19 protein-coding genes are annotated in these 25,247 nt (G+C 38.8%); 18 read left to right on the top strand and 1 reads right to left on the bottom strand.

Annotated elements, in window-relative coordinates; translation table 11 throughout:
- Positions 1-4: 4 nt before the first annotated feature.
- The 12 genes from recD2 (at position 5) to GPK88_RS01235 (ending at position 18,468) form a co-directional block, all read left to right on the top strand.
- Entirely contained in the window at positions 5-1,852 is a 1,848-nt protein-coding gene (gene recD2, locus GPK88_RS01295) for an SF1B family DNA helicase RecD2 (RefSeq protein WP_330626519.1), read from the top strand.
- 97 nt (positions 1,853-1,949) lie between these two features.
- Positions 1,950-3,740 carry a P-loop NTPase family protein gene (locus GPK88_RS01285; RefSeq protein WP_252197652.1) on the top strand — a complete coding sequence of 597 codons (1,791 nt, stop codon included), beginning with the start codon at positions 1,950-1,952 and terminating at the stop codon, positions 3,738-3,740.
- Between the two features lie 19 nt (positions 3,741-3,759).
- The gene (locus tag GPK88_RS01280) at positions 3,760-5,913 is read left to right on the top strand and encodes a cobaltochelatase CobT-related protein (RefSeq protein ID WP_252197651.1); all 2,154 of its coding nucleotides are present in this window, start codon (positions 3,760-3,762) and stop codon (positions 5,911-5,913) included.
- A 2-nt stretch (positions 5,914-5,915) separates the two neighbouring features.
- On the top strand, positions 5,916-6,596 hold the full coding sequence (locus tag GPK88_RS01275; RefSeq protein ID WP_173733916.1) for a hypothetical protein: 681 nt from the start codon (positions 5,916-5,918) through the stop codon (positions 6,594-6,596).
- Positions 6,586-7,065, top strand: a complete 480-nt coding sequence (locus GPK88_RS01270) for a hypothetical protein (RefSeq protein WP_119240539.1) — start codon at positions 6,586-6,588, stop codon at positions 7,063-7,065. Before GPK88_RS01275 ends, GPK88_RS01270 begins: the two co-directional genes overlap by 11 nt.
- Before the next feature lie 62 nt (positions 7,066-7,127).
- Positions 7,128-9,266 (top strand): hypothetical protein, encoded by a 2,139-nt coding sequence (locus GPK88_RS01265; RefSeq protein ID WP_215707481.1) that lies wholly within the window; start codon positions 7,128-7,130, stop codon positions 9,264-9,266.
- Positions 9,266-11,698 carry a hypothetical protein gene (locus GPK88_RS01260; RefSeq protein ID WP_215707480.1) on the top strand — a complete coding sequence of 811 codons (2,433 nt, stop codon included), beginning with the start codon at positions 9,266-9,268 and terminating at the stop codon, positions 11,696-11,698. Before GPK88_RS01265 ends, GPK88_RS01260 begins: the two co-directional genes overlap by 1 nt.
- Positions 11,695-11,907 (top strand): hypothetical protein, encoded by a 213-nt coding sequence (locus tag GPK88_RS01255; protein WP_015525098.1) that lies wholly within the window; start codon positions 11,695-11,697, stop codon positions 11,905-11,907. The genes GPK88_RS01260 and GPK88_RS01255 overlap by 4 nt, the downstream gene beginning before the upstream one ends.
- Positions 11,908-12,124: 217 nt before the next feature.
- Complete coding sequence (locus GPK88_RS01250) at positions 12,125-12,886, top strand: Rpn family recombination-promoting nuclease/putative transposase (RefSeq protein ID WP_252197654.1); 762 nt, start codon at positions 12,125-12,127, stop codon at positions 12,884-12,886.
- A gap of 637 nt (positions 12,887-13,523) precedes the next feature.
- Entirely contained in the window at positions 13,524-14,663 is a 1,140-nt protein-coding gene (locus GPK88_RS01245; RefSeq protein ID WP_195566216.1) for a ComEC/Rec2 family competence protein, read from the top strand.
- Entirely contained in the window at positions 14,644-18,216 is a 3,573-nt protein-coding gene (locus GPK88_RS01240) for a trypsin-like serine peptidase (protein ID WP_215707478.1), read from the top strand. The genes GPK88_RS01245 and GPK88_RS01240 overlap by 20 nt, the downstream gene beginning before the upstream one ends.
- Positions 18,217-18,294: 78 nt before the next feature.
- Positions 18,295-18,468, top strand: coding sequence for a hypothetical protein (locus GPK88_RS01235; RefSeq protein WP_215707477.1), 174 nt, complete (start codon positions 18,295-18,297; stop codon positions 18,466-18,468).
- 92 nt (positions 18,469-18,560) lie between these two features.
- Here the strand turns inward: GPK88_RS01235 and GPK88_RS01230 are convergent, their stop codons facing one another.
- The gene (locus tag GPK88_RS01230; protein ID WP_215707476.1) at positions 18,561-19,670 is read right to left on the bottom strand and encodes an adenosylcobinamide amidohydrolase; all 1,110 of its coding nucleotides are present in this window, start codon (positions 19,668-19,670) and stop codon (positions 18,561-18,563) included.
- Between the two features lie 844 nt (positions 19,671-20,514).
- Here GPK88_RS01230 and GPK88_RS01225 point away from each other — a divergent pair.
- From GPK88_RS01225 to GPK88_RS01200, 6 genes are all read left to right on the top strand, one after another.
- Positions 20,515-20,934: a DUF4313 domain-containing protein gene (locus tag GPK88_RS01225; protein ID WP_059085835.1), complete on the top strand. Its 420-nt coding sequence runs from the start codon at positions 20,515-20,517 to the stop codon at positions 20,932-20,934.
- A gap of 45 nt (positions 20,935-20,979) precedes the next feature.
- Positions 20,980-21,315 carry a hypothetical protein gene (locus tag GPK88_RS01220; protein WP_215707475.1) on the top strand — a complete coding sequence of 112 codons (336 nt, stop codon included), beginning with the start codon at positions 20,980-20,982 and terminating at the stop codon, positions 21,313-21,315.
- Complete coding sequence (locus tag GPK88_RS01215) at positions 21,281-21,694, top strand: hypothetical protein (protein ID WP_021977990.1); 414 nt, start codon at positions 21,281-21,283, stop codon at positions 21,692-21,694. The genes GPK88_RS01220 and GPK88_RS01215 overlap by 35 nt, the downstream gene beginning before the upstream one ends.
- Positions 21,684-22,481: a Cas9 inhibitor AcrIIA9 family protein gene (locus GPK88_RS01210; protein WP_215707474.1), complete on the top strand. Its 798-nt coding sequence runs from the start codon at positions 21,684-21,686 to the stop codon at positions 22,479-22,481. The genes GPK88_RS01215 and GPK88_RS01210 overlap by 11 nt, the downstream gene beginning before the upstream one ends.
- Before the next feature lie 11 nt (positions 22,482-22,492).
- Positions 22,493-23,035: a DUF7666 domain-containing protein gene (locus GPK88_RS01205; RefSeq protein WP_059085839.1), complete on the top strand. Its 543-nt coding sequence runs from the start codon at positions 22,493-22,495 to the stop codon at positions 23,033-23,035.
- Between the two features lie 125 nt (positions 23,036-23,160).
- Positions 23,161-25,224 (top strand): PcfJ domain-containing protein, encoded by a 2,064-nt coding sequence (locus tag GPK88_RS01200; protein ID WP_215707473.1) that lies wholly within the window; start codon positions 23,161-23,163, stop codon positions 25,222-25,224.
- Positions 25,225-25,247: the final 23 nt, after the last annotated feature.

Below are 25,247 nucleotides of genomic sequence, written 5' to 3'. Positions count from 1 at the left end.
AGCTATACACTTCCCACTATCTGGGCATGTTCGGGACTTACACCCGTTAGAGCGCGCCCATGGCGCGCAAACTCAAAAAAGCAGTTCCATCCGGGAACTGATGATGTATTTGTCCCCTTTTGGGGTGACTCCTGCAAAAGCTTCAAAAATACAGGAGAAATTTGGTCCTGCTGCAGTTATGATCGTGAAAGAGGAGCCTTTCCGGCTCTGTGAGGTTCATGGATTTGGATTTCTGACTGTTGACCAGATTGCAGTAAAGGCAAAACATTTCCGTGCAGATGATCCCCTTCGCATTAAGGCTGCTATTTTGCATATTATGTCAGAAGCAGAAGGCGAAGGACATTTGTATTTAAAAAGAGAGGACATTATTGAACGTGTCGAAAAACTTTTAAATCACAACAAAGATGTTTCACCGGTCTCTGAAAGAGCAATCCGGGATACAGGCAATGATATGATCCATACAGATGGAAGCCTGGTCTGCCACGATGGAGGGTTTTATACACGCAAAAGCTTCCAGGCCGAACTGGGAGCTGCTGCCGCATTAGTCAGGCTCCATATGCAGACGGGAATGGCTGTAAATGTTGACCGTATTTTAAGAAAGATCCAGAAAGAACAGGATATTATTTTGAATGCGAAACAACAGGTGGCAGTAAAAAATGTCTTTGAAAACCCGGTATCCATCATTACAGGAGGACCCGGCAGAGGAAAGACTACGGTGATCCGTTTCATCATTGCTGTACAGGAAGCATTGGATAAAAATGCGGTGATCCTTTTATGTGCACCTACAGGCATCGCCAGAAGGCGAATGCGGGAATGTACAGAGTATCCAGCACTGACAATCCATAAATCCATAGGGCTTACCGGAGAAGCTGGAGAGGAAGAATGGAAGAACGAGCAGCCAATTCCAGATGACCTGATCATAGCAGATGAGTTCAGCATGGTCGATATGTATCTGGCGGACAAACTGTTTGCCAGTATTAAATCCGGTGCCAGACTGGTTCTGGTGGGTGATAAAGATCAGATCGAATCCGTAGGGCCTGGAAAAGTATTTCAGGAGATCATTGATTCCGGCGTATTTCCGGTAACTGTCTTAGATGAATGTTTCCGACAGGAAGGGAATTCCACCATCAGCCAGAATGCCATTAAGATCAATAAGAATCAGCTGGATCTGGTGTTTGATGATACCTTTCAGTTTATTCCGGCTTCCACACCGGAGGAGGCTTCGCGAAAGATACAGAAAATCTATCGAAAAGAAGTACTGCAGAGAAACGGTTCTCTGGAAGAAGTGCAGGTGATGTCACCGCTTCGAAAAGATACGGAAGCAGGTACGGATGCATTGAATCTGGTATTGCGTGACATTGCGAATCCAAAGCGTTTCGGTTATCCGGAAATCACAAATGGCAGGAATACTTACCGGGAAGGTGACCGGGTCATGCAGACAAAAAACAACGATGAAGTAGCAAATGGCGACATTGGAGAAGTCATAGGGATTTTTCGGAAAGATCAAAAAATGGTCATGCGTGTAGATTTTGGAGATGGCCGGGTCATGGAATATCAGGAGGAAGACTATTGGCCGCTGACACTGGCATACGCGATTACGGTACATAAGGCTCAGGGCAGTGAATATCCGATGGCAATCCTTCCAATGCTTCCATGTTTCCGGTGGATGCTTCGCAGAAACATTTTCTATACAGCAGTAACAAGAGCCAGAGAAAGGTTTATAATTGTGGGAAGCAAACGTGCAATCGCACAGGCTATCCGGACGGATTACATCAGCCGGCGAAACACCATGTTTGGGTACCGTATCCGAAAAATATATGAAGCAATCCTGGAACAGGAAAAGAGCGCATAAAGAATGAATGACAGGCAGACGTTGGAAAAATCCAATGCTCTGCCTGTTTCTTTCCTTCGTATGCAGAAAATCACATAATGAAAGAGGAGGGAACAAAATGCCAGATCTTTGTTTTTATGCACCATGGATTATGAAAGAACCCATTCCGGACCCATTTCGGATGATGTTGGAAAAAGCTGGGAAAAAACGGATCAGCTATGATGAAGCGGATTGTTCCATGCGAAATATCAGGAAGCAGGGAAAAGTATCGCGCCTTCATGGGCCTACGTTACATGCTCTTCTGACACTGATTCAGATCCGGAAAGAAAAAGACTCTGGTGCTGCCGGTATACAAAGGGGCAGGGATGCCATAAATTATTTCTGCATGGAATATCCTGGAAATCAGGGAAAGTATGTAATGACTTATAATTCGAAAAACGGACGTTTCAGTGGGATTTTAAAGACAGAAGAAAAAAACGAGAAGCTTCCGGGAATCCGGGAGGGCAAAAACACAGGCGAGCAGTACCTGGCCCTTTTGGCTTATGCCAATCTGGTCCCGGATAATCCTTTATTTAACGAAGAGTTCAAAAAAAATTTCTACATACTTGAAGAACAGGAAAAAAAGGAATGGGAAGACATGGAAGCTGCACTGAGGGCGGCATTTATCTGTTGCGATGCCATGTACTGCGAAGTAATAGCAAATCCGCAGCAGGCAATCCCGCTGGAAAAGAGCCAGTTCCGTGCAGAGGAACTGGAGGATGTGCTTCCGGAATATAAAATTGCGGCCGGGGTATATGCACCAAACGATGAAATCTATGGAAAGTTTCATGTGCTTTTGCCTGTAAATGAGAAGACAAAAAGAACACTTTTTGAATTAAAACAGATCTACTCTGGCAGATGGGATGTAAATGAAAGGACAAAAGAAAGGATCCCTTCGCTTCCGGAAGACTATCTGGTAAGTAAGGAAGCTGAAGAAATCCTGCAGATGGTGGATAAGACACCGGCAAGGCTGTTTATGATGACAGGCGATGCCGGTACTGGAAAGACAACGGATGCCAGAATGATCGCCCAGATCTTAGGGCTTCCATATTATGTGTTCACCTGTGGACCAGGAACGGATGAACTGGAACTTTTAGCGACCACCGTACCAAATATGGGAGGTACAGCGCATCTGGAAATGGAATTGCCACGTCTGGAAGACATTGAAATGGATCCTGCATCAGCTCTTGCAACGGTAAATGGCATTTATGAGGAGGGAATCAGCCGGGAAAAAGCCTTTCAGGAGATCCTGAGAGCAGTCTATGAAAAAGGCTATGAAAAGTCGAAAAATGAAAAAGACTTCTTATTAAAAGAGTCAGAAATCGTAAAGGCATGCAGGGAACCATCTGTGATTGAAATTCAAGAGCCGGCCATGATTGAAAAACCTGGGACACTTACGAGATTAAACTCCCTGTTTGACGATGGAGCTGTAACCGATCTGGTAAATGGAGAACAGATACGGAGAAATCCGGATACCATTGTGATCATGACCACCAATCTGGATTATGTTGGCTGTCAGAACTTCAACCAGTCAGTTCTTTCCCGAATGAATCTGATTCAGCCAAAGGAAGCCCTGACAGAAGAGGAAATGGCAAAAAGGGCAATGAAAAGAACCGGGTTTAAAAACAAAGAACTTCTGTCCTTTATGGCTGCCACGGTCTGCAAGATCCATGAATATTTGATCGAACAGGATATTACGGATGGCGTATGCGGATACCGGGAATTGGAAAACTGGGTGTTAAGTTACATGGTTTCCAATGATCTCAGGAGGTCAGCATGGACAGCACTGCTCAGTAAAGCATCCATGGACAGGGAAGAACGGGGAACTATGGAACGCGTCTTTCTTCTTCCTCATTGTGATGTGGATTAAAAACGGATGGAGGAAACGAATGAAAAAGGCTTTATACCGGAAACGGATATGTGCAGAGAAAGAAAAACTGACACCGGAAAAAGTATTTCATACGCCGCAGTATCGTGATCTTTTGACCTCGATCGGGCATGAAATCACCGGTGGAAAGTTGACTACATTACGGTTATACGATGATAAAAATTCAGGGATTGCAGGATGGAATCAGGGAGAAACAGTTGCCGTAAATCTTGGAAACCAGATTACGGCAAGTTTTCTGACACTGGAATTAAAAAGTGACAGCCTGATCGGGATTCTGGGACATGAATGCGGACATTACCGGTATACGGATTCTGCACTTAGAAAAAGGTATGCCGAGCATATGTTAAATGGCAGCTGGTATCCAAAGGAGCCAGTACCGGAAAATGCACAGGAAAAAGAGGCATTGGATGCGATGAATGTCCACTTTGAAAGAAAAGATAAAGCAATCCTTTCTATCTTTCTGCAGACAGCATCTTATCTCAGCAATCTTTTGAATGATATGTACATAGAAGAGAAGATGTGCGCCCTTTTTCCAGGAAGCATCCGCAGGGGAATCCTTATGAATCGTGACCGAAATGTGGAATGGCTTCCAACACTTAGGGAAATGCTGGAAACGGAGAAAGACAGGTTATCTATTCTTATGAACCTGTGTGCACAGTATGCCTTGTCTTCAAGGGTCAATGCCTGGGATGGTGCGGATTACGAGCTTATTGATACACTAAAACTGCTTATGCCGGTCATTGATGAAGCGGGAAAGGCAGCAGATGACATGGAGAGATATCTTGCCACCAACCATATCCTTCTGATAATCTGGAAATATTTTGCGGAAATCATAGATGAAATAGAGAAGAACAGTACAGAAAATGAAGAGCAAAAGCCAGAACAGGAAGAGCGTGAAGGGCAAAAGGAAAACCCGAATGAATCCGAAGAAGAACCGGAGGAAGAAAAGCAGGGTAACACAGGGTCACAGACTGAGCAAAATGAAGATAAGATCAGAAAAGAGGATACGGAACAGGAGTCGGAAACAGAAAACAAAGCAGAAAGAAACGGAAAGGATCAGGAAACGGAAGACCATGAAAACGGGCGCACGGCAGAGCTTCAGAAGTTTCTACAGCAGCTGTGTGAAAATCTTCCGAAATGTGTCAGGGAGTCTGGTGGCTTCGAAGACAAACAGAATGAATGTGGCATCCCTGCCTCAGAAACGGAAGCATCCAGTGATAATGCCTTACAAAAAATCCTTTATGAAATGGCGAAAGAGACGCTTGATGAAAAGATACAGAAAGAAATTTTCGAACATCTTCAAAAGGAATTGATGGAGATACCGTTTGAAGAAGGCCATGACCTGGTACAGAAAAAACTTTGCCGTAAGACCGAGATATCAGATTTTTTAAAATTACTGACAGAAAAGTATGAGGGGCAGCTTAAACAGGTAAAAAAGAGACTTCGCCTGAAACTGCTTCCTATATTGAAAAATCAGAAAGAACGCACGGAACATAAGCTTTTTCTTGGACGTCGGGTAGATCTTCGAAACATAGCTGCACCGTCTCGGGCAGTATTTAAGAAACAACAGCCAGGAAAAAAGCTGGATATCTGTGTGGCTGTGCTGGTCGACAATTCTTTTTCCATGTGTGGGGAACGGATGGATCATGCCATTCTTGCAGCACTTTGCCTGTATGATTTTTGTATGGAATCAGAAATACCGGTTTTGGTGTGCGGACATCATACAGATGGATACCGGCATGAGAACCTGAAAGACGAAACAGTGTATCTGCATTGCTGCGCAGATTTTGAAACGGATGAAAAGGATCGGTTCCGGATCGCTGGTATGCAGCCTTATGGAAGCAACCGGGATGGAACTGCATTGTGGTATGCTGGCAGCCGTCTTTTAGAACGACCGGAAAAGCAGAAACTGCTGTTTGTGATCAGTGATGGTGCACCTAATGCAAACCAGTATGGAGGCATAGGGGCAAAAAGGGATCTTCAGAAGATTCGGAAAAAGCTGCTGCAGCAGGGAGTATTCTTTCAGGCGGCTGCGATCGGAAGCGACAAGGAAGCAATTCAGGAAATTTATGAGGAATCTTTTCTGGATATTACGGATCTTGAACAGCTTCCAGCTCTTCTGACAAAGAAATTGCTGCGTTTTATCAGGAGGTAAGGATGAACAGGAAAAACAGGAAAGAAAAAGAACAGAATACGGATGTATCAAAGCAGATCTGTGTTCATAAGACACAGAATACGTTACTGGAATTTAATAGCTTTTTGCGGATGGCAGAACCAAAGGAGTTCTGGCATCTTCACGAAGACTTTGCCAGCGATTATTCCCGGATCCGCGCTGTCATGGTTGACTACAGCAAAGAAGACAGCATCAGCGTTTATGCAAATCTGAGCCCGGAAATCATAAAATACCTGTACTCCCGTATATGGAATAATGTGCAGGAATTTAAATTCTTCCAGCAAAAGATCTTTTGCGAGGATAAGAATTCCAACATGGGAAGAGTTACAGTATTTTCCATACAGAGGAAGGTTCGCAACAACAAAGGAGAAGTTTTAAATTATCCGTGGGTTGTCAGGATACAGAATGGTACCGGTGTAGCGATGCATAATGCCAATGGCGGGCAGTATTGTAAAAAAGACAGCTACCGGAAAGAAAAAGAGGTTACCATACAGCTGAAAGATGAGGAAGTCTTCACACTGTTTGCAAGAACTTCTGCTGTGATCCGGGCATTTGAACAGGACTGCATGACACGCCGCAGACAGGCTGGAAATTTCCGGAACTTGTACAGAATGATAGAAAAACTCATTGTGGGAACTGAGGAGGAAAAAGATAATGCTGCGTAAAAGAATAAAGAAGAATACATTGAAATGGAAAAAAATATATGCGGAACAGCTTCTTGATATGATGGACGAGGAAGAAAATGCTTTACAGAAGATTTATCTGACAGGGTATGTACTTGAACTGAAAAAGAACCGGTATTTTGCCGGATGGTACAAAGACCGGATCGTTTGCCGTTCCCTGGAGTATGCACGTTATTTTCCAAGTGCTGAGGCAGCGGAAGAGTATGTACATAAGTATCTGGGATTTGCAGGCATGACCTGTTATGTCTGCCATGTAAACTGGACGCTGGCTTCCTGCGGGAGTGAAAATATGGAAGATAACGAAGAGAACTTGTTAGAGGAAAATGGTAAAATCCTTTCGTTTGCAAATTATGCAGATGTAAAGCAATACCAGAAACAGCGAGGCATGGAACATTCTACAATGGCGATCACTTATGCAAGCCGGAAAAAGAAGATTATCCTGGCAGCATAAGAACAATTTTGGGGGACTGGCGAACAGTCCCCTTTTTATATGGGAAAACAGGAGGAAATCGGATGGAATGGAAGATTTATGAAGAATGGCTTGATATTACCCTGTACCGGCAGATGACGAACCTGATCTATAAGCTGTCATCTAATGAGGAAAAATATAAAATTTATATGCAATTAAAAGAAAATGACATGTTTCTGGAAAAGCCGAAAGTAGACATGGAAACCGCTTATGGACTGCATTATCCGGGAGAAGTCCTGGAGCGCATCGGAGAACATCTGACCTTGACAAAGCAGACATACCGTGCCCTCGGACTTGCCCTGGCAAGGATGATGCCTTTGCAGGAGACCTGTATGTTCAATGGAACTCAAAAGGATCTGTTTTGGAAAAAGATAAAACAGATTCTTGGAGAGAAAGACCTGTTTTTGATCAGTATCAATTATATCTGTGAGGAAAAGGAAAAGAATCGGTGGAAACAGGCCATGCATGCGTATCCATTTGAGCGAGCAGAAGAAATGCTGTTTGCCATGTCCATCCTCCCAGATGATGAAACACTGTGGGAAGGCATAAAACAGAAACTTGCTGACAGCTTTTCAAAGAACCGGAAGATATCCGTATTTACTGAATGGAATCTTTTCGTGTGGATGGTAGGCAAAGTAATGAAAAAGCTTAAAGGGTATCGCAAAAAGGATCTGGATATCCTGAAACTGCTGGTAAAGTTAACAGGCACAAATGCTAAAAATGCGGATGCCGTTTTGGAAAAACGTATGCGTATGTTTGGATATTCCGACAAAGAGACCGCTTTTTTAAATTTTGTACTGATGTATTTTGTAGAGAGACCCGATCGGATAAGCCTTTCAGGGTTGACAGCAGAAAAAATTGGGCTGAATGTATTAGAGGCATTTTTGCCCGGAAAAGAGACATATCCAGAAGAAGCTTATGTACTTTGTTCACGGATTTTAAGAACATATGGGAAACTTTCTGTCCGTATCGACGTTAGAGAACGGCTGGAAAAATGCATGAATGAAACGTTCAGGGTGGAAAATGTAAAAACGTTTCTTACGTTGTTTCCATTTAGAAGTAATGAACCGGAAGAGTGGCACTACATTGATCTGACAGAAGAAAAATGGGATCCTCTGGTAAAAGAACTCTCTTCGGAAGAATTTGAAGCGTGTGTTACAGATACTCTGAAAGGCAAAACATACAGTACGAAAAGTTTGCTGAAGTATCTGGAACGTTATGAAAACCTTACAGGAAGTAGATACCAGGATGTTTTCTGGAAAAAGAGTGAGCGGGAACTTTACGCGGTTTTCAACCGGCTGATCCTGCATGGGATTTTGGATGGAAAAAAGTATCTGGAAGAGTTTGTAAAGGATTATAAAAATGAAGAACCAGATTTGGAAAAGAAATGGGAATTTATGGCAGGATATTTAAAAAGTGAAATAAAGGGTCTTTGTAATGAGCATTCCTATCCTATGCTGAAATTTCTGATCAATGAGATTGGAATGGATGGATGCGAATTCTTAAGCCCCTGGAGGATTTTAAAGGAAACTTTCTCCTTGGGATACTATGCTATCCAACATAGAGAGTGCGAATTTTTTTCGCCAGTTCTGGGAAAAGAGGAACACCGGGAACTGTTTTCAATAGTAGAAAAGAAGTTCTTTTATGAATATCCGGATATTTATCCAGAATACCTGACGGCCTTACTTTTAAAGGAAAGTACAGCACTTTGGCTGGAACAGTCAGAAGCATATGAGCTTTCCAAATTGCTTCTTCCATTTATAAGTGATTCTTATCGAAGAGAAACCCTGTATCAGAAATATATGACAGAAGAGGATCGGAAAAGATATCAGGAACGGAAAGAATGGCTAAAGGAACAGAAAAAACGGATAGATCACTGGAAAACTGAAAAAAACATCAAACAGCAGTTTAATCAGATATTACGGGAAAACAGAAAAACGGATAAGGAGATTCAGTCTATTTATGAGTTTTACAAGAACGGGCAGTATTCATATGGCCATAAAAAACTCTACTGTAAGATCGTTTCCTCGTATTTAAAAGATAATTTTGCAGGAACAGCGAAAAAGCTTATGGCAAAAAAGGAAGCTCTGTATCTTCTTAAGCTGGCAGAAAATATGTACCAGGACGAATGCATGGGGTTACCGGAGATTACTGAATTAATAGAAAGGGCAGAGGTAGCGTGATGATCGAAAGAATCTTAAAGCACATGAATATTTACAGGGAAATGAAAAATGCAGCAATTCCCATGAACCTGATAGGAAAGAAAGGGGAAGATTCCTGTATGAATGCGGCCAGACTGGTAAATCAGCAGGAACTTTCCAGTCTGATGGAGGGATTAAATGAGGAGACGATTTCTTCTCTGATGGACGATCCGGAATTACTCAGCTATTTGGGGAAAATGAACAAAAAGGATTTTCCTATTTTAGAACCAGACCGCATCAGAATGGTCATAGAATGTGCAGGAAATGAAAAACTGTCCGAATTCCCCTATAAAAAGATTGAGAAAGTACTGGCAGATAAAGAAATCCCGGACCGGATCGTATATGTTTATCTGAAATATTATGCTTTTCTGGAACCGGAAGAAGAGTTAAAGAAACAGCTTGTAGCAAGTCTTGAGACCTGCATTGGTGAGTTTGATGTTGCCCGTGCGGGAATAAAGATACGCATGCTTTTGATAAATCCGGCTTTTTCAACGGAGCTTCTTTATGAGCTGCTCAAGGATGAGGAATCATTGGCATTACTTTTGAAGCAGGATCTGATGGAACTTGTAAATTATTTATCCGAGTTTTGTAAAGAAGCGGAAAGTTTAAATAAGAAACAGCTGGAAGAACTGAGCCGGCATCCAAAAGAAATCCGGAATGGATTAGAAGTGGTTCTTGCTCATATCCCAAAAGAATGGCAGGCCTCTTTTCTTCACTTGTGGCTTTGGAACGAATCATTATATGCAGATATTCCAAAGCTGATAAGATTTTTGACAGGTCCGGATGCAGATTTTGAAAAGATTTCAAATGGAAAGGCAGCCTATGTGAACACTCTGTATGGAAATCCGCTTCCAGATATGGATCTTTATGAGCTGACTTTGGAAAAGACAGAGCTTATCCTGTATGCCATTACGAAACGGAAGAAACATTTCCTGGAACTTTTGCGAAAGAATGGAGACTGGCTTATAAACCTTGACAGGAATTCGTTGATTCTGGATGAAGAGGTTTATAAAAGATGCCTGAATCTAAATACTTTAAATGAGCAGAATTTAAGGGATTGTGAATATATGGTAGTTCTCTGGAGAAAGAGTGAAGAATCACTGTTTTCGAAGCCTCGTGTATTTGAAGAATTGAAAATCCTGTACAATGTAAAAGCAGTCTATATAGACCTGTATGATCGTTTAGCATACTCCAAAAGTGATGATCGTCTTCGGGTGATCCGTGAGTTGATAAAAAGAGACTGCCTGACAGATGCATTAGAGGAAAATCAGATTGAGCGATTGGCAGAAGCTTTGTCAAAAAAGTCGCTTTCCAGATGGATGCAGGAGGATTTTAAAAACATTCTGGATCTTCGGCATGAAACAGCCATATGGATTCTGATATTTTTAATGGATTTTACTGAACTTTTAAAAGAGCTTACAAGGGATAATCAGGTTTACTTCCTTTTACATAATCAGAATCTTTTAAATGGCTGTTCCGGATTACCTGCATTGATGGACAAACTGCTGGCCCAGGATCCTTCCTGGAAGAATTTAAAGACAGAATTGAATATTTCGGATGCTTTTGTCGCGGAAAATAAATCCAATATCCAGAAATTCATTTATGAAGGTGGCGCTGAGATCATGACTTCCTTTCTGAACAGGCAGCCGAAAAAGAAGGAAGAAATCCGAAGAATCGTAAATGCTGAGTTATTAGGAAAATTCATGGAGCTGAAATACCATGGAGGAGATCTGGGACGGGAAATTGCTTTTCCAATAAAAAGAGATACAGAAGAAATCTGGAAAGAAAAGCTGCTGCGCGTGGATTGTGGATGGGAAATCTGGGAAGAGGACAGCCTGCTTCCGGTCATGCAGATAGGAGAAGTACCGCTGCGCAGCTGTATTTCCTATCGGAATGGTCCAAATTGTGATTGTCTGTTATCCTGTTTTGATGCAAATAAAAAAATTATATTTATCAAACACAATGGTAAAATTGTATTTCGTGCAATCCTCCGTCTGACAAAGGGATCTTTTGTAGCTGCGGATGAAAGGAAGACGATTGAGTTTGTTGATGTGACTGTCAAAAGCGAACCACATGAAAATAAAGCAGAAGAACTGGTTTTGTTTTTGGAACGTTATTATCAAAGCGGACTTAGCGAACAGGAAATACGAAAAGCAGTAAATTTAACTGCTATGCTGGTAAAAGAAAAAGCAGAAAAACTTGGAGCAAGGCTTGTACTTAGCAGCAGTTATAAAAATGTTCTGGAAAATAAAAACTATGTTTTGACAAACTTTTATATGTACATTTCTGCATCTAAAAATGGAAGCCAGTATCTGGACAGCCTTGGAGGGGCCGCTGGTGTCAGTGCTTCCGGAAGCTATACCTGCAATACATTTTTGCTGGAAGCAGAAGAGAGGAGAGAAGAGAGCTTATGAATATACGAAGAGCAGGAAGAAAAGTAGTAAAAAACCTACATAAAGGGTATGGCATATATCGGATCGGTTTTGTAAATATTTATGGTGAGGAAGATGAAACAGAATTGGATGCTATGAATATCAATGATCTGGAAAGACTATGGCTGTCCCTTTGTCCGGAATTTGAGTGCAAGGGAAACAGTGTATGCTATGTGGAACGGGTAGGTTAAAAAACACCCGATGCAATTCGGGGAAAAAGTGTCTTGTAAAGGTCATTCATTGATGCTAAGATAAAATAAACAAAAGCTTTTTCGAAAATTTCTTCATAACATAAAAAGAATAAAGAGGGAGGTGACAGCGAACGTGGCAGATGAAAAAATTGTGCCAGAGAACGGATTGGAAGTACGTTACGAAAGATATAAAGGTATTATTAAGAATTTTACACTCATGAGTGACATATTTATGAGAAATGTTTTCAAACAGAGAGAATGCCTGGAATATGTTCTGCAGGTCATTATGGAAAAACAGGATCTGAAAGTAATTGATCAGATCATCCAGAAGGATTATAAGAATTTGCAGGGACGATTCGCAATCATGGACTGTGTTGCCAGAGATTCCGAAGGCAAACAGTTTGACGTGGAGATCCAGCAGGATAATGAAGGTGCATCACCTAAGAGGGCACGTTACCATAGTGGTTTGATGGACATGAACACTTTAAATCCGGGTCAGGATTTTGATGAATTACCGGAAAGCTATGTGATCTTTATTACCAGGGATGACATCCTTGGGTATGGCTTTCCTATTTACCATATTGACAGGCATATCAAAGAAGCCGATGATAGCTTTCAGGACGAAGCACATATTATATATGTGAATTCCAGAAAACAGGAAGACACAGAACTTGGGAGACTTATGCATGATCTGCATTGTAAGAATGCGGATGAAATGCACAGTCCAGTTCTTGCAAAGAGGGTACATGAATTAAAAGACACGCAGAAAGGGGTTGAGCTTATGTGCCATGAAATGGAGAAAATTTATAGCGAGGGAATGGAAAGCGGCGAAAAGCGCGGTGAATTAAAGGCTAAAAAGGAAACAGCCCTTTCACTTGCTGAAATGGGATTACCTGTTGAAAAAATCGCAAAAGCTGTAAACCATAATGTGAAAGACGTCCAGAAGTGGATTGACGAAACTTTGTGTGTAACAAAATAATTGAAAAATCATTATAAAAGGGCAGGTCTGATTAGACTTGCCTTTTTGCAATACAGTATATTTAGTTTTTTCAAAAAAGATGAAGGAGCAAATATGGGAAAAAGATCTGTTCGAATAAATACTTTCTTTGTCTATAATTTGTGATTTTTGTTGTTTTATTTCGTATTATTTTTAAGAGTTAAAATTGCGTATTTAAAATTCAAGCTCTAATTGTAACAAAATAGTTCTAGCCCAAAATTAGAAGGAGAACATATGCATATGATCATCAAAAAAAGAAAAATGTCTATCTTTATTGCAAAGTCCTTACATTGCCCCATATTCAATCAAAAGTATAGATAATGAAGCGTTACATGAAGAAGAATTGGAAAAAATAGTTGTTTCAGCCAATGAACTCACAGTCCATTCCGTTGAAAAAAATTGCAACAATATCGTATTCGTTGCCATAAGAATGGTAATATAGCTGCTTTTACAATAAAAAATTTTACAAAAGATCAATTATTTTTAACTGAATACCTGCAAAATAAACTGCATTCATTTAATGAATTGATATATTTCCTTAAAAATCAAGGTTTTTATAGGATTTTGAAACAAAAACAGGTAGTATTTGACACTACCTTTCAAAAATGGGAGGGGAACAATGGAAATAAACGGAGTTACCATACAAATGCTTCCTGCTGCCTCGGGAGATTGTATATATTTGGAATTTCCAGATCCTGATTTTAGAATACTGATTGATGGAGGTTATGCAAAAACCTATCATAAGTACTTGAAAAAATTTTTGCTCAATCTGGCCGCCGAAGGAAAACGATTAAATTTAATCGTAGTCACACATATAGATAATGATCATATAAATGGAATCAAATCGTTATTGCAAGAAAATGGGAACGCTAAAAATCCCCAGATTATAGGAATTGACGAGATCTGGTTTAATGGATTGGATCAGTGCATTGGTGCACGGAAATCAGAACAGACAATGACTTTTTCCTTGGAAAATATTTTAGAAAGTATGTCTCCATCCCAAATTAACCTTGATTATGAAAATGGAAGTCAAAATATAAGTTATATTAGCGGTTGTCATCTAGCCCAATTAATTCAATCTGGAGACTATCGTTGGAATATCTCAACCCAAAACAGTCTTGTATGCAAAGAACAAACTATTTTGTTTGGAGATTTAAAAATCAAAATATTAAATCCAACCATCAAAATTTTAAACGAAATGAAAGAAGATTGGCTTCATTATCTGAGTGAAAAATGTCACAAAAATATTGAAATTACAAAGGCAATATTATTTGATGCTGCTTTTGAGGGATTCTTTCTAAATAATGAAATTGATGTAGAAATAGAGCAAGAGGAAATTTCATATTCAGATGAATCATCGAATTGGTTGGATGAATATACCGAAAATAAAGAAACGGAAATGGATTCAAAAACAACAAACTGTTCATCAATTGCATTATTACTTGAATATAAGAATTTAAAAATGCTATTTCCCGGAGATAGTCCAATTCAGCTATTTGAAAACGAGCTTCCAGAGGAGTTTGACCTTATAAAGCTTCCACACCATGGTTCAGTAAAAAATATTTCCTTGGAATTTATAAAAAACACAAAGGTAAAATATTATTTATTATCTACAGACGGGAACCGGTACGGGCATCCAGGAAAAGCGGTAATTGCAAATATAATAAAGCACACGGAAAATAACACTAAATTGATAAAAAATTACAACGTTAGCTTGCTTACTGGATTAGGAGAATTAGATGAAAGTTATAACGGATAAAGAATTAGACGATACTACAGTTCAAATAAAATGCGGTGAAAACTACGGTACCGCATTTTTAATAAATGAAAACACAGCAATAACGGTGAAACATTGTCTTTATAATGACAAAGAAAAAAAATATGAAACAAATGCCGTGTTATTAGTTTACATAAATAATGAAGAAATAAAGATTAATGTAATTGTAGATAAACTGTTTGATAGTCGCTCTGACGAATTAGTTGTACTACATTGCGAAGAAAAAATTAATGTTCCAACACTTTATCTTGCATATGCAGATATCTGTATGTTTGAAGACTTAAAAGCAATTGGGTTTGGAAACAGCTATGAACGCAAAAAAAGATGGATTAAACTACAAAATAGTAATTTTATAAATAATGATATTTCTGAAAATATGATTTTAGATATGCAAAATTCCAAAGCTATAGATTATCGTGGCTTTTCTGGTGCCCTAATAGCCGATACCTATAATTATGTTGTCGGAGTAATCAAAAGTCAACTTAATGAAAATGGTAAAGCGAATGCATTGTTAGGAATTAGTCTAAAAAATCAGTTAGCATTCTGCAGAAAATATAATCTTCAAATACAGGATAGACAAAAAGCATTAGGCGATCATTGTGAAAAGGCAAGAATAACAGATTTTCGAGATGGTATAAATCAAAATGCATATTTTAAAAATAAGCAATATGAAAACATTGCTTTTTCTATAAATTCGGGAGATGAAACGGAAGGTACAAGATTTTCGGAAGAAACAACAAATCCAGATTGCAAAGAACTTAATTGGAATATTAAATATACAAGTATCGATGGTTTATTGGGAAATTCTAATAAACGTAGAAAAGAAAGAAAAGAGTTAGCCAAGCAATGGGCCGAAGAATTTGATTGGTATCCTGGATGGCTTACAGTTCCGGCAGATTTCAGGCAACAGGTAAAAAGTTATACCAATGGAAAAGAACTTTTACAATGTAGCGAAAAAGAATTAGAATCTAATTTTGACTACTGTAATGAATTACTGGATTTTGCTTATGAATATACAAGGAGATATAAAAAATCTTGTTTGCCTTTAGATAAAAATATTGAAAATAACTTATATAAAATATGGGATACTTTAAATTCTCACTCGGATTGGAAAGAAAAAAACAAGAATAAATGGTTTACAGTAGGGTTATATTTACTTGAAAACTATAGACAAAATATGGATGAAGAAAAGTGGAACAGCATTTGTGACCTGCTTAAACCTTGCACAAATTTTATAGTTGATGGCAAATATTATTTGAAACTTGAAGAAATTCTTATGAATTTATTCAAAATGGATCTGGAAAAAGTTCAGCTAGAACTGGTATCATGCTCTTTAGAAGAAATGCCTTATGAGGTACGCTTAAGATTCATTGGCGTAATGACTGAATGTGGTCTTAATGAGGAAGCACTGAAAGCAGTAGAAGAACTTACCAACGATATACAAAAGAATAATAATGAAATAGCAGAGAGCAGTCTCCAAAACGTATATTTGAAGTCTCTGCTGGTATGTGCATTGTATTTAAAAGAACATTTACTATTTTGTATGAATCCATATAAGGAAGAAACCAGAAAAAAATGCAATGAAATTAATAATGAGATTTCTAAATATAAAAAGTATTATAACTGGGATAAAGAAAAAATTCTGTTTACAGACGGTGCATTAACCTGGTTAAAAAAAGAATCTCCAGAACCGGAATTTGAATTAAATCGGGAATCCATTACTTTGATTAGATCTGAGAACAATTGTTGGGAAGCATATTCTGTTTTTAAAAGCATTGAATATAGTGGATTTCCATTATATCTTCGAAGTAAAAGTTTACTAAATAATCAGCAGGATATTTTAGTAAAAAGCTTGCTATCTTACTATCCTCAATATACATGGCAACTTTTACTTCGTCTTGGAAAAGCAGATGTGGTAAAAAAATGTATTACAAGAGAATATTTGCAATCAAAGAACAGAAAAGAAATCGATGAACTTTTTGAATATGTATATAATGCGATAATAAATAATATAGGAAAATTTCAGAAATATGATCCATGGTATGACCAAAATATTTATACCTCTATTGTAGCATCCGGAATTCCGATATTAGAAAGAATGTGTGCCGTATTGGATTCTGTGCAGCAGGGAAAAATGATAGACTTGATGATCCGATTGATCGAAGAAAATGCGGTGAAAGATCAAAGATTATTAAATAAATTCATTTCCTCTGTTATGAATCAAACCGCAGATTATATTAAAAGAACTAAAATAAATGCATTATTAACCTGCTCAATGAAAGAGAGAGAAAATATACTTGGAGTAGTACAGCTTGATCCTTTTGATGTGTTTACAGAGTATGAATTATCAAATCCATTATATAGAAAAGCTCATCTTGAACCCAAAATTATTAAAGCAATATTTAATATAGGAAAACAACAGAAAATAAATCGAACCTCCGTATTGGCCAGAATGGGGCAGTTATATACATGGGGAAAATTAACCAAAGAACAAGAAGTTGCCTTTGGAGAATTATTATGGAGTAAATTTAATGAAGATACGCAATTGCCAGATCTAGAGCAATATTATTTTTTTGTATTTATGAAATGGCCACATCCAGAAGAAATAGATCCCTTAGAAAGAATAAAAAAGAGTTTTATCAGTGAAAAAGTATCTTCAAAATGGAAAGAGGATATAAGAGGCAGGAATTTTACTGAAATATCATATTGGGAACAACTGGCGGTTTGGAATAGGTACTATGTAGATGAATGGTCTGCGAAAGAAAAAGAATGGTTTTTGGAACTGTTCATCGGCTGTTGTTCAGATATGGTGAAATATTGGAAAGAAAGCAAATTCGATTTTCAATTTACTTTTTCAAAATGGCATATGAAAATGATGATTCGTGCGATTGCATCTTTTGGCAGAAATGGATGGAAGGGAGTTAATCCGGTTCAGTCAAAAAAACTATGTACTCTGCTAAAAGAATTCTATGACGAAGGAATTTATTCATGGGAAGTGGAAGCAATGTTTCTTGCAGATGAAAAAGTTCCAGCCTTTATGAACGAAATGTTGGAACTAATGTATGAAACTGAATCAGATATGGTATTTTCAGCTACAATGGCAGTTGAAAAGTGTCTGGAAACAATTATGGATCAGCAATTAAAAGAAAATACCCTGCTGGAATTGTTTAATTTAATTAAAGCACGAAAAGAACCCGGATTGGAGTATTTCTTGATGATTATACATAATATTTTTTACCGAACAAATTCGCGTTTTCCCTCCAAAATCATGAAAGGAGTTTCACAAGTACTTAGGTTAGTAGAAAAATATACGCGAATCAATTTTCAAACTTCGACGCAAGAAGAGTTTAAAGAAAATATTAAAGTTAGAAAGCAATGTGCTACTCTTGCATTCTTGGTATATCGTTTTGAAAATACATTTTATGAAGGCCAACATTGCCCCGAAGTAGAAGAATGGAAAAATATATGCACTGGTGAGAAAGCAGAAAATGAATTTGCTGAAGTAAAAAATTGTTGGTTACTTCCTGAATTGTAAATATGTAAATGAATTGTCGGGAAAAGAGTACTTGAATTAAAAAATACACAGAAAGGGGTTGAGCTTATGTGCCATGAAATGGAGAAAATTTATAGCGAAGGAATGGAAAGTGGGGAACTAAAAAAAGCAAAAGAAACAGCTCTTTCTATGGCAGAAGAGGGGATGGATGTTAAGAAAATTGCCCGCCTGGTTAAAGTAAGCGAAGACGATATCCAGAAATGGATTGATGAAAACATGTATGTAGCGAAGTAAATAAAAATAATATTATAGTGGGTAAGCCGGTTTTCGACTTACCCATTTATAATTAAAAGTTAGAAATTTTTTAGCACTATGTCGTCAAAATCCTAAATAGCAATATACAATAAAAGCAGATACATAAGCTGTTTTTTTAATGAAAAATGCAGCAATCTGGGCTGCTCCCATGCTTTTGCCGGATATGCTTTTTCAAAAAAATCTCCATCTTTCCAATAGAGTCCATAAATCAGAAGACGTTTCCCCTCCCGGATAGCTTCCGGCTCCATAATCAACTCCCAACGAACCTGATCCATAAGGTGAAGATAAAGTGATACACATAGAACCAGGTTACTGGTACGATTGTGTGAAAGAAACTTCTGTTCTAATAATGAAGGCATTTCAAAAGAAATCTTAAAATTATTAAAAATTTCTCTGTATTCTATATAAAACTCCCACAAAGTAGCAGGTGTGATTTTATATCTTGCAGTACGTGCAGATAAAAGAAATTGCCTCGGGCCAGAAGCCGCTGTTTGTTTAAGAAGAGCTTGTTTTACGGCAGATTTCACGGATCTTCCAATCAGTTCACCAAGTTTGGAATGTCCAGAAGCATCCGTAAGAGTTCTGGTACCACAAAGATTAGAAGCGATTACAATTCCGTCAGTTCCAGAACCTGTTGCGATCTCTTCGGAATAGCAGCTTCCCAGCAATAACTGAGAAACAGCAGCAGCTTTCGATTCTCCACAGAGCATCAGAGCTCTGGACATTGCAGCATCAGTCAAATTCTGATTAATGAACAGAAAAATATTGATTGTTCCAGGAGGCAGCATTTCATAATTTCCGTCCTCTTCGTAGTAAGAAGCAGGATCGCCGGGATGCATACCATTGGAGTCAATTCCACCGGTTACAACAGCAGTTACCGTAAGATCCCGAAAGCATACTTCTTCTATAGCACGTAATTCCGTCCAGGCTGCGGTGCTTAATGCAGTAGTGCAGGAAGGGGAAAGTCCAAGGGCGTGGATATGTGCAGCTAGGTCTTTTTCGTAAGTATCTCCAAGCATTTTACATTCATAAGAACCATTCATACAATTGATATTTACAGCATGAGAAAGGTGCCTTGTAAGGCCTCCGTTTAAAGGACTTGTGCTAAGAACTTTTGCTTTTTGTGAAAAAGTGAAGATGGTATTCCCCAATTTTTGCTCGCAGGTAAAAAATGTATTCATTACGTTTCCTTCTTGTATGTTTTTTATTTATTTTATTAATATCTTTTGATTACGTCAATTGAAAGTGTTATCTTCTATATACTTTCGGGCATCAAAGGATATTGACTGGATGAAAAGGGAGGTTGATAGGATATTTAATGAAAATCAGATATAAAAAATGTATGTACAAAAGGTGAGAAATTGTCGCTATAAAACAATACTTTTATTTTCATAATCTAAAGATATCGAAACTGAACAGATTAATGTATATGAAAAAATATGAATTAATCTGTTTTTGTGTTATTATATAAAAATATGAATGCCCAATATCTACAAACAGTATAAGTTTTTAGGATGTATTATTATAATTTGCACAAATCTTAGCCCATAAGAGAGTGACGATCTGCATATCCTCGGCAGAGCGTCCTTGTGCGTTTATGGGATCTTATTTTCATAATATATTCCAACATATGCTTCTTTGATAATTTTCCTAATGGACGTAGAAAGGGCAGAGAAATAAAAATGGTAAACGTACTTGAAAAAATGCTAAAACAACAAGATACAGTATTCTATTCACGGTATTTTGTTGACGAATACAATATATTGTGTTACCATATAAATGGATTATTTTTTATGCATGGTTTGCCACGCAGTAAAGTTTTTTGTTCCGGATATGCTGTTCCGGGAGCAACATTTAGGCGAAGGCCTTTTATCAATAGGAAGACATCAAAAATCAAAAGAAGATTTTTGGTGTCTTTTTTTGTTATCCAAAAACGAAATGTGAAGTGTGCAAAAAAACAGGAAGGGAGGAAATGTAAAATAATCCACAAAAGATGAACAGGAAAATCAAAAAAGGAGGCAGAATATGGGACAGGCTATATGTATTCGAAAAGATGAAAAACCATTGGGATATGACTGGGAATGTGGACATGAGGAATTATATGTCAGAGTGAATATGTACTACAACGGATCTTTGTATGTCGGATTATGGCAAAAGCAAGAAGAATGTGAGGAAAAACTGGAATTATTCGGAGATCTTACAATTGGAGTTATGGGATTTCTAAGGCCAGGGCAGGCAATAATCTCGGATTGCGGAGCAAAAGCAAAGGTTGCGTTTATTGAAAAGTATAAACTCGGAAAAGTTATAGGTAAGAGGAAAATCAATTATGGCAGCTATTATGTCGTAGAGTTTAATCTTGCACGACTTGCACAGCTCGATCCAGAAGGTACGGAAAGATATCTGCTCGAAAATGGTCTTGATCAAAAAGAATTTAAAGCAGATTAGGGTAAAGAGGTACATTTGAAAACCAGGCAATAAAGGTGGTGCGGCATGAAAGACGACGAATATAAGGGATATTACTGTCTGCTGATTGCAATCTTGTGCAATTTGAATGCAGCGGAAGCCAGCACAATGTACGAATACGGACCAGATCATCCGCTTTGCCGGAAAATCCTGAAAAAGAAAGTTCGAAAACCGTCCATAAGAAAGCTCAAGGAAACGGAACAGGCAGAGGCTATGAAGGCTCTTCTTGATCAGGGATACAGCCAGGATGCAGTATCGGAAGCATTTCAGTGTTTTCCATCTACGGTCAGGCGCAGAGTAAGAAAATTAACAGAAAGGAAGGAAACGAATGACAGATCAGAAATTGATTGCAGGAATATTTAATGATTTTTTAGGACTTTATACGGGTAAAATACAGACCGGTATCCGTCCTTTGATTGAAAAATATAAAAACCATCCCATGCTGATGGGGCTCCTCTCCAATTTGGATGAAGCGGCAAAGATTCAGACACCGAAAGCCATGAAAGAAATCTATTCTTTCTATAAAGAATATCGTGGCAGGGATCTGGAAGATGCTGACTGGAAGGAACTGACGGAAAAAGCCCGTCAGATCAGTGCAGGATGGGAGGAAAATGAATGGGTTCGCCGTATTGTACTGGAAATGATCAGCCTTTTGGATTCTGATGATGCTGAGAGACGCAGGATTGCATTGGAAGTAGAAAAAGAAATGGAAGCGGCTGAACAGAAAATGAATGCGGCATAAAAAGCAGGCAGAGGCAGGAGATTTTTTCTTCTGCCTCATGTTTTTATCAGGAAAGAAGGGACCGATTATGTTAAATGAGATCATAAAAACTGCAGAAGAATTAAATACAGCAGCATTGTATTACCGCCAGAGCGGGAATATGGATGGTGTGCGGGAACTTGCCAAAGCACATGCAGTTTCCAAAAAACAGACAGAGGAATTTATTCAGGGCAGCCGCTACCGGCTGGTTGATATACCGATTGAGGAAAGAAAGTTTGCGAATGCGTCTGAAAAACTGCGTGCAGAAATGTTTGCCTTAAAGGATGCAGGCTTTGCAGACATCATAGGACAGTATCTCGTAAATCTTGCCAAAACGGATTCTGCTTTAGATGCACAGGTGTTAAAAAAACATAAGATGCTTCAGAGATGTTTGGATTACGTGACGCAAAAAGCCTACAACATTGCACTGGAGGGAGCGAAAAAAAAGGGAGAGAACGGCATTCGAGCCAATACAGGCCTGGCACTCTCCGGCGACCAGGTTTTTCCTTGGGTACTTGAATATTATGCGAAAGATGATGAAAAAGAAATAGCAGAAAAAGAGCAGGAAGAAAAGAAAAAGATTCAAAAGGAATGGGATTCGGTAAATAAGAGAACGAAAACAATACCGAAAAACCCGGGGACAAAGAAAGATTCCGAGGTGCATCCCAAAGAAGCAGCGGAGCAGGAAGAAAAGTATATCAGCAAGAAAAAATCAAAAGATTCCGGGCAGATGTCCTTGTTTGACATGATGCAGCCGAAAGAGAGTTAAAGGAGAAGGATATGATCGCATATAAAGGATTTCAAAAGGATTTGAAATGTCGGGGCTTTCAGTTTCAGGAGTATGGCATAAATGAAACGGAAAAAGCAAACTGTAGACAAAATGGATTTCATTGTGCAGAAAACCCACTGGATTGTCTCTGCTATTATCCGAATTGGAAAAATTCCGTGTATTACATAGTAGATGCATCAGGGGATTTGGATGAAGATGGAGAAGATTCAAAAATCTCCTGCACAAAGATGCGCCTGTTAAAGAAAATTGAATTGAGAAGCCTGTTATTACATGGAGCTGCCTACATGGCGAAATATCCAAACCGGAAATGGAACTCCCATGTTGCAAAAGAAAACGGGACCAGCTGCAACGGATTTTGCATTGTACGTGGAAAAGACCCCAAAGCCAAAGGACAAAAGGGCGATTTACTGTTACTTTTAAAGGAGCAGCCTGGTAACAGCCAGATACTGGAAATTGGGGTCATCTGTATCGATGGTCAGAAATATCCGGAGAAAGCATGGATTGATGTGACTGGAAAGCTGGTGGAGTTATGAGAAAAAAGAGGTTGATGGAATTAAAACCATTAAAAGTGATGAACAGACATATCGCCGATGCAAAGAAAACTGAAATATCTTTGAGTCCATTGGAGAAAAAAAGGGGTGAACCCGGAAAATATCGGATGTATTGTCGGGCAGCAGTAGAAAAAGGAATTTTAAAAGTGTATCTGTTTGCCGTAACGGATATTGAGGAGAATATAAACTTTCCAAGGTACCGTCTGTTTATCAGCAGAAAAGAGAGACGGTTTATAACCTATGATGAAAAATTAAAAAAATGGAGAAAGGCACTTCTTGAAAGTATCTTATGGGATGTAAGGATTAATCTTGGCAACATCTATGTAAATGACTGTGATACAAAGGTCATCCAAAAATATTTAAAGACAATGCAACCTGCAATCCGGGCACTGGAAGAGTTTCAGGCGAATATCCGTAAAGAACAAAGGATACGTCATGATAAAAAACTTACAGATTCATGGGACCAAGTGATGAAAACTATATCTGGACTGCCTAAGAACTGGATCGGATGGGTTTCAAAATATGGAATTACGGAACACTATATCTTCTACAAGTATCAGAAAAATGGTGCTACAGAAGGATACTGTACATATTGCAAAAAACATGTTCCAATCCGCTCACCCAAATATAACCAGAAAGGACAGTGCAATGTGTGTGGACAACCGATTACTTTTCGTTCCGTGGGAAAGTCTGGAAGATTTTGTACAAAGTGGTACAGAGTCTATCTTATCCAGAGGAGACGCAAGACTTCTGGTTTTGTGCTCCGGATCTTTCATGCCAGAACGTGGTATAAAAAGGGCGGCTATACAGATTGCGAAACTACCTGTCATGAAGAGCAGAGAAGAATCTTCTCTGCAAATGGAGAGGAAATTTCAAATTTTGTTTATGGTCTGTTCAAACAGCGGGAAATGCGATGGATTTCATATGGGGAACCTTGGTATTATACTTGCTGCGGTATTCAGTATAAAGGGATGGTCTATCCTTACACCCTGTCGGATCTGTCCAGGCATGAATTAAAAGAAACAGGTCTGCGTGAGTACGCCCTTGGTCAGAAAAAGATAGATCCTGGAAAATATCTTTACCTGTGGAAGACATACCCGGTACTGGAACAGATTGTAAAAGCGGGGCTTTTCCAGTTAGTTGATGATGTACTGGACCACAGGGCAACAGATGCAATAAAAAGAAAAGGCAGAAAACCAACAGAATTCCTGTCCGTAGATAAGAAAGAGTTTCGAAGGCTCCGAGATATGAATGGCGGGGTAAAAGAACTTAAATGGCTGCAACTTGAAAAGAGTACAGGAAAAACAATCGGGGATGAAGAAATATGCTGGATGGTAAAAGAAGAATTTGAACCAAACGACCTGAAGTTTGTTCTGGATCAGATGAGCATCTGCCAGATTCGACATTATCTTGTGAAACAATCAGAAAAATCCGGGGATGATATCAGCCATGTGCTGCAGGTGTGGAACGATTATCTTTCTATGGCAAAAAGACTGGGAATGGATATACATGATTCCATTATTTACCGTACCAGAGATCTTCAACTGCGCCATAAAGAGGCGGTTTTGAAGATAGAAGAAATGAAACGCGGAATCCGACGCAGGGAGCTGGAAGAAAAGTATGTCGGATTTCAGAAACATCTCATTGATTTGAAAGAAAAATATGAGTTCAGTGACGGTGAATATCAGGTCATTGCGCCAAAGAGTATCGATGACATCCTATATGAAGGTGATACGCTTCATCACTGTGTAAATAAGACGGATACTTATTTTGACCGGATCGTTTCAAAGGAAAGCTATATCCTGTTTTTGCGGGAAAAAGAGAATCCGAAAGTACCGTTTTATACACTGGAAGTTGAACCAGATGGAACCATCCGGCAAAAACGTGCGGAATTTAACCGTCAAAATAAGGACATTGATAAGGTGACTTCTTTTTTAACATTGTGGCAGAAGGAAATTCAGAAGCGATTAACCCAAAAAGATCGTAAGAGCACAGAAGAAAGCAGGAAGCTCAGGCAGCAGAACTATCAGGAGATACGTGATAAGCATGTAGTTGTCCATGGCGGAGCATTTGCCGGGGAACTTCTGGCTGATCTTTTAGAGAAAGACTTAATGAACCTACCAGTGGAATCGGCAGAAAACGAAGAAAGCCCTACTGAAATAGCGGCGTAAATAAAAGGATAAAGTGGATGCGG

Source organism: Blautia sp. MCC269, assembly GCF_018785655.1.
Lineage (GTDB): Bacteria > Bacillota > Clostridia > Lachnospirales > Lachnospiraceae > Blautia_A.
Note: the sequence above shows the minus strand (reverse complement) of the source record. Positions and strands in the feature narration are given on the sequence as shown.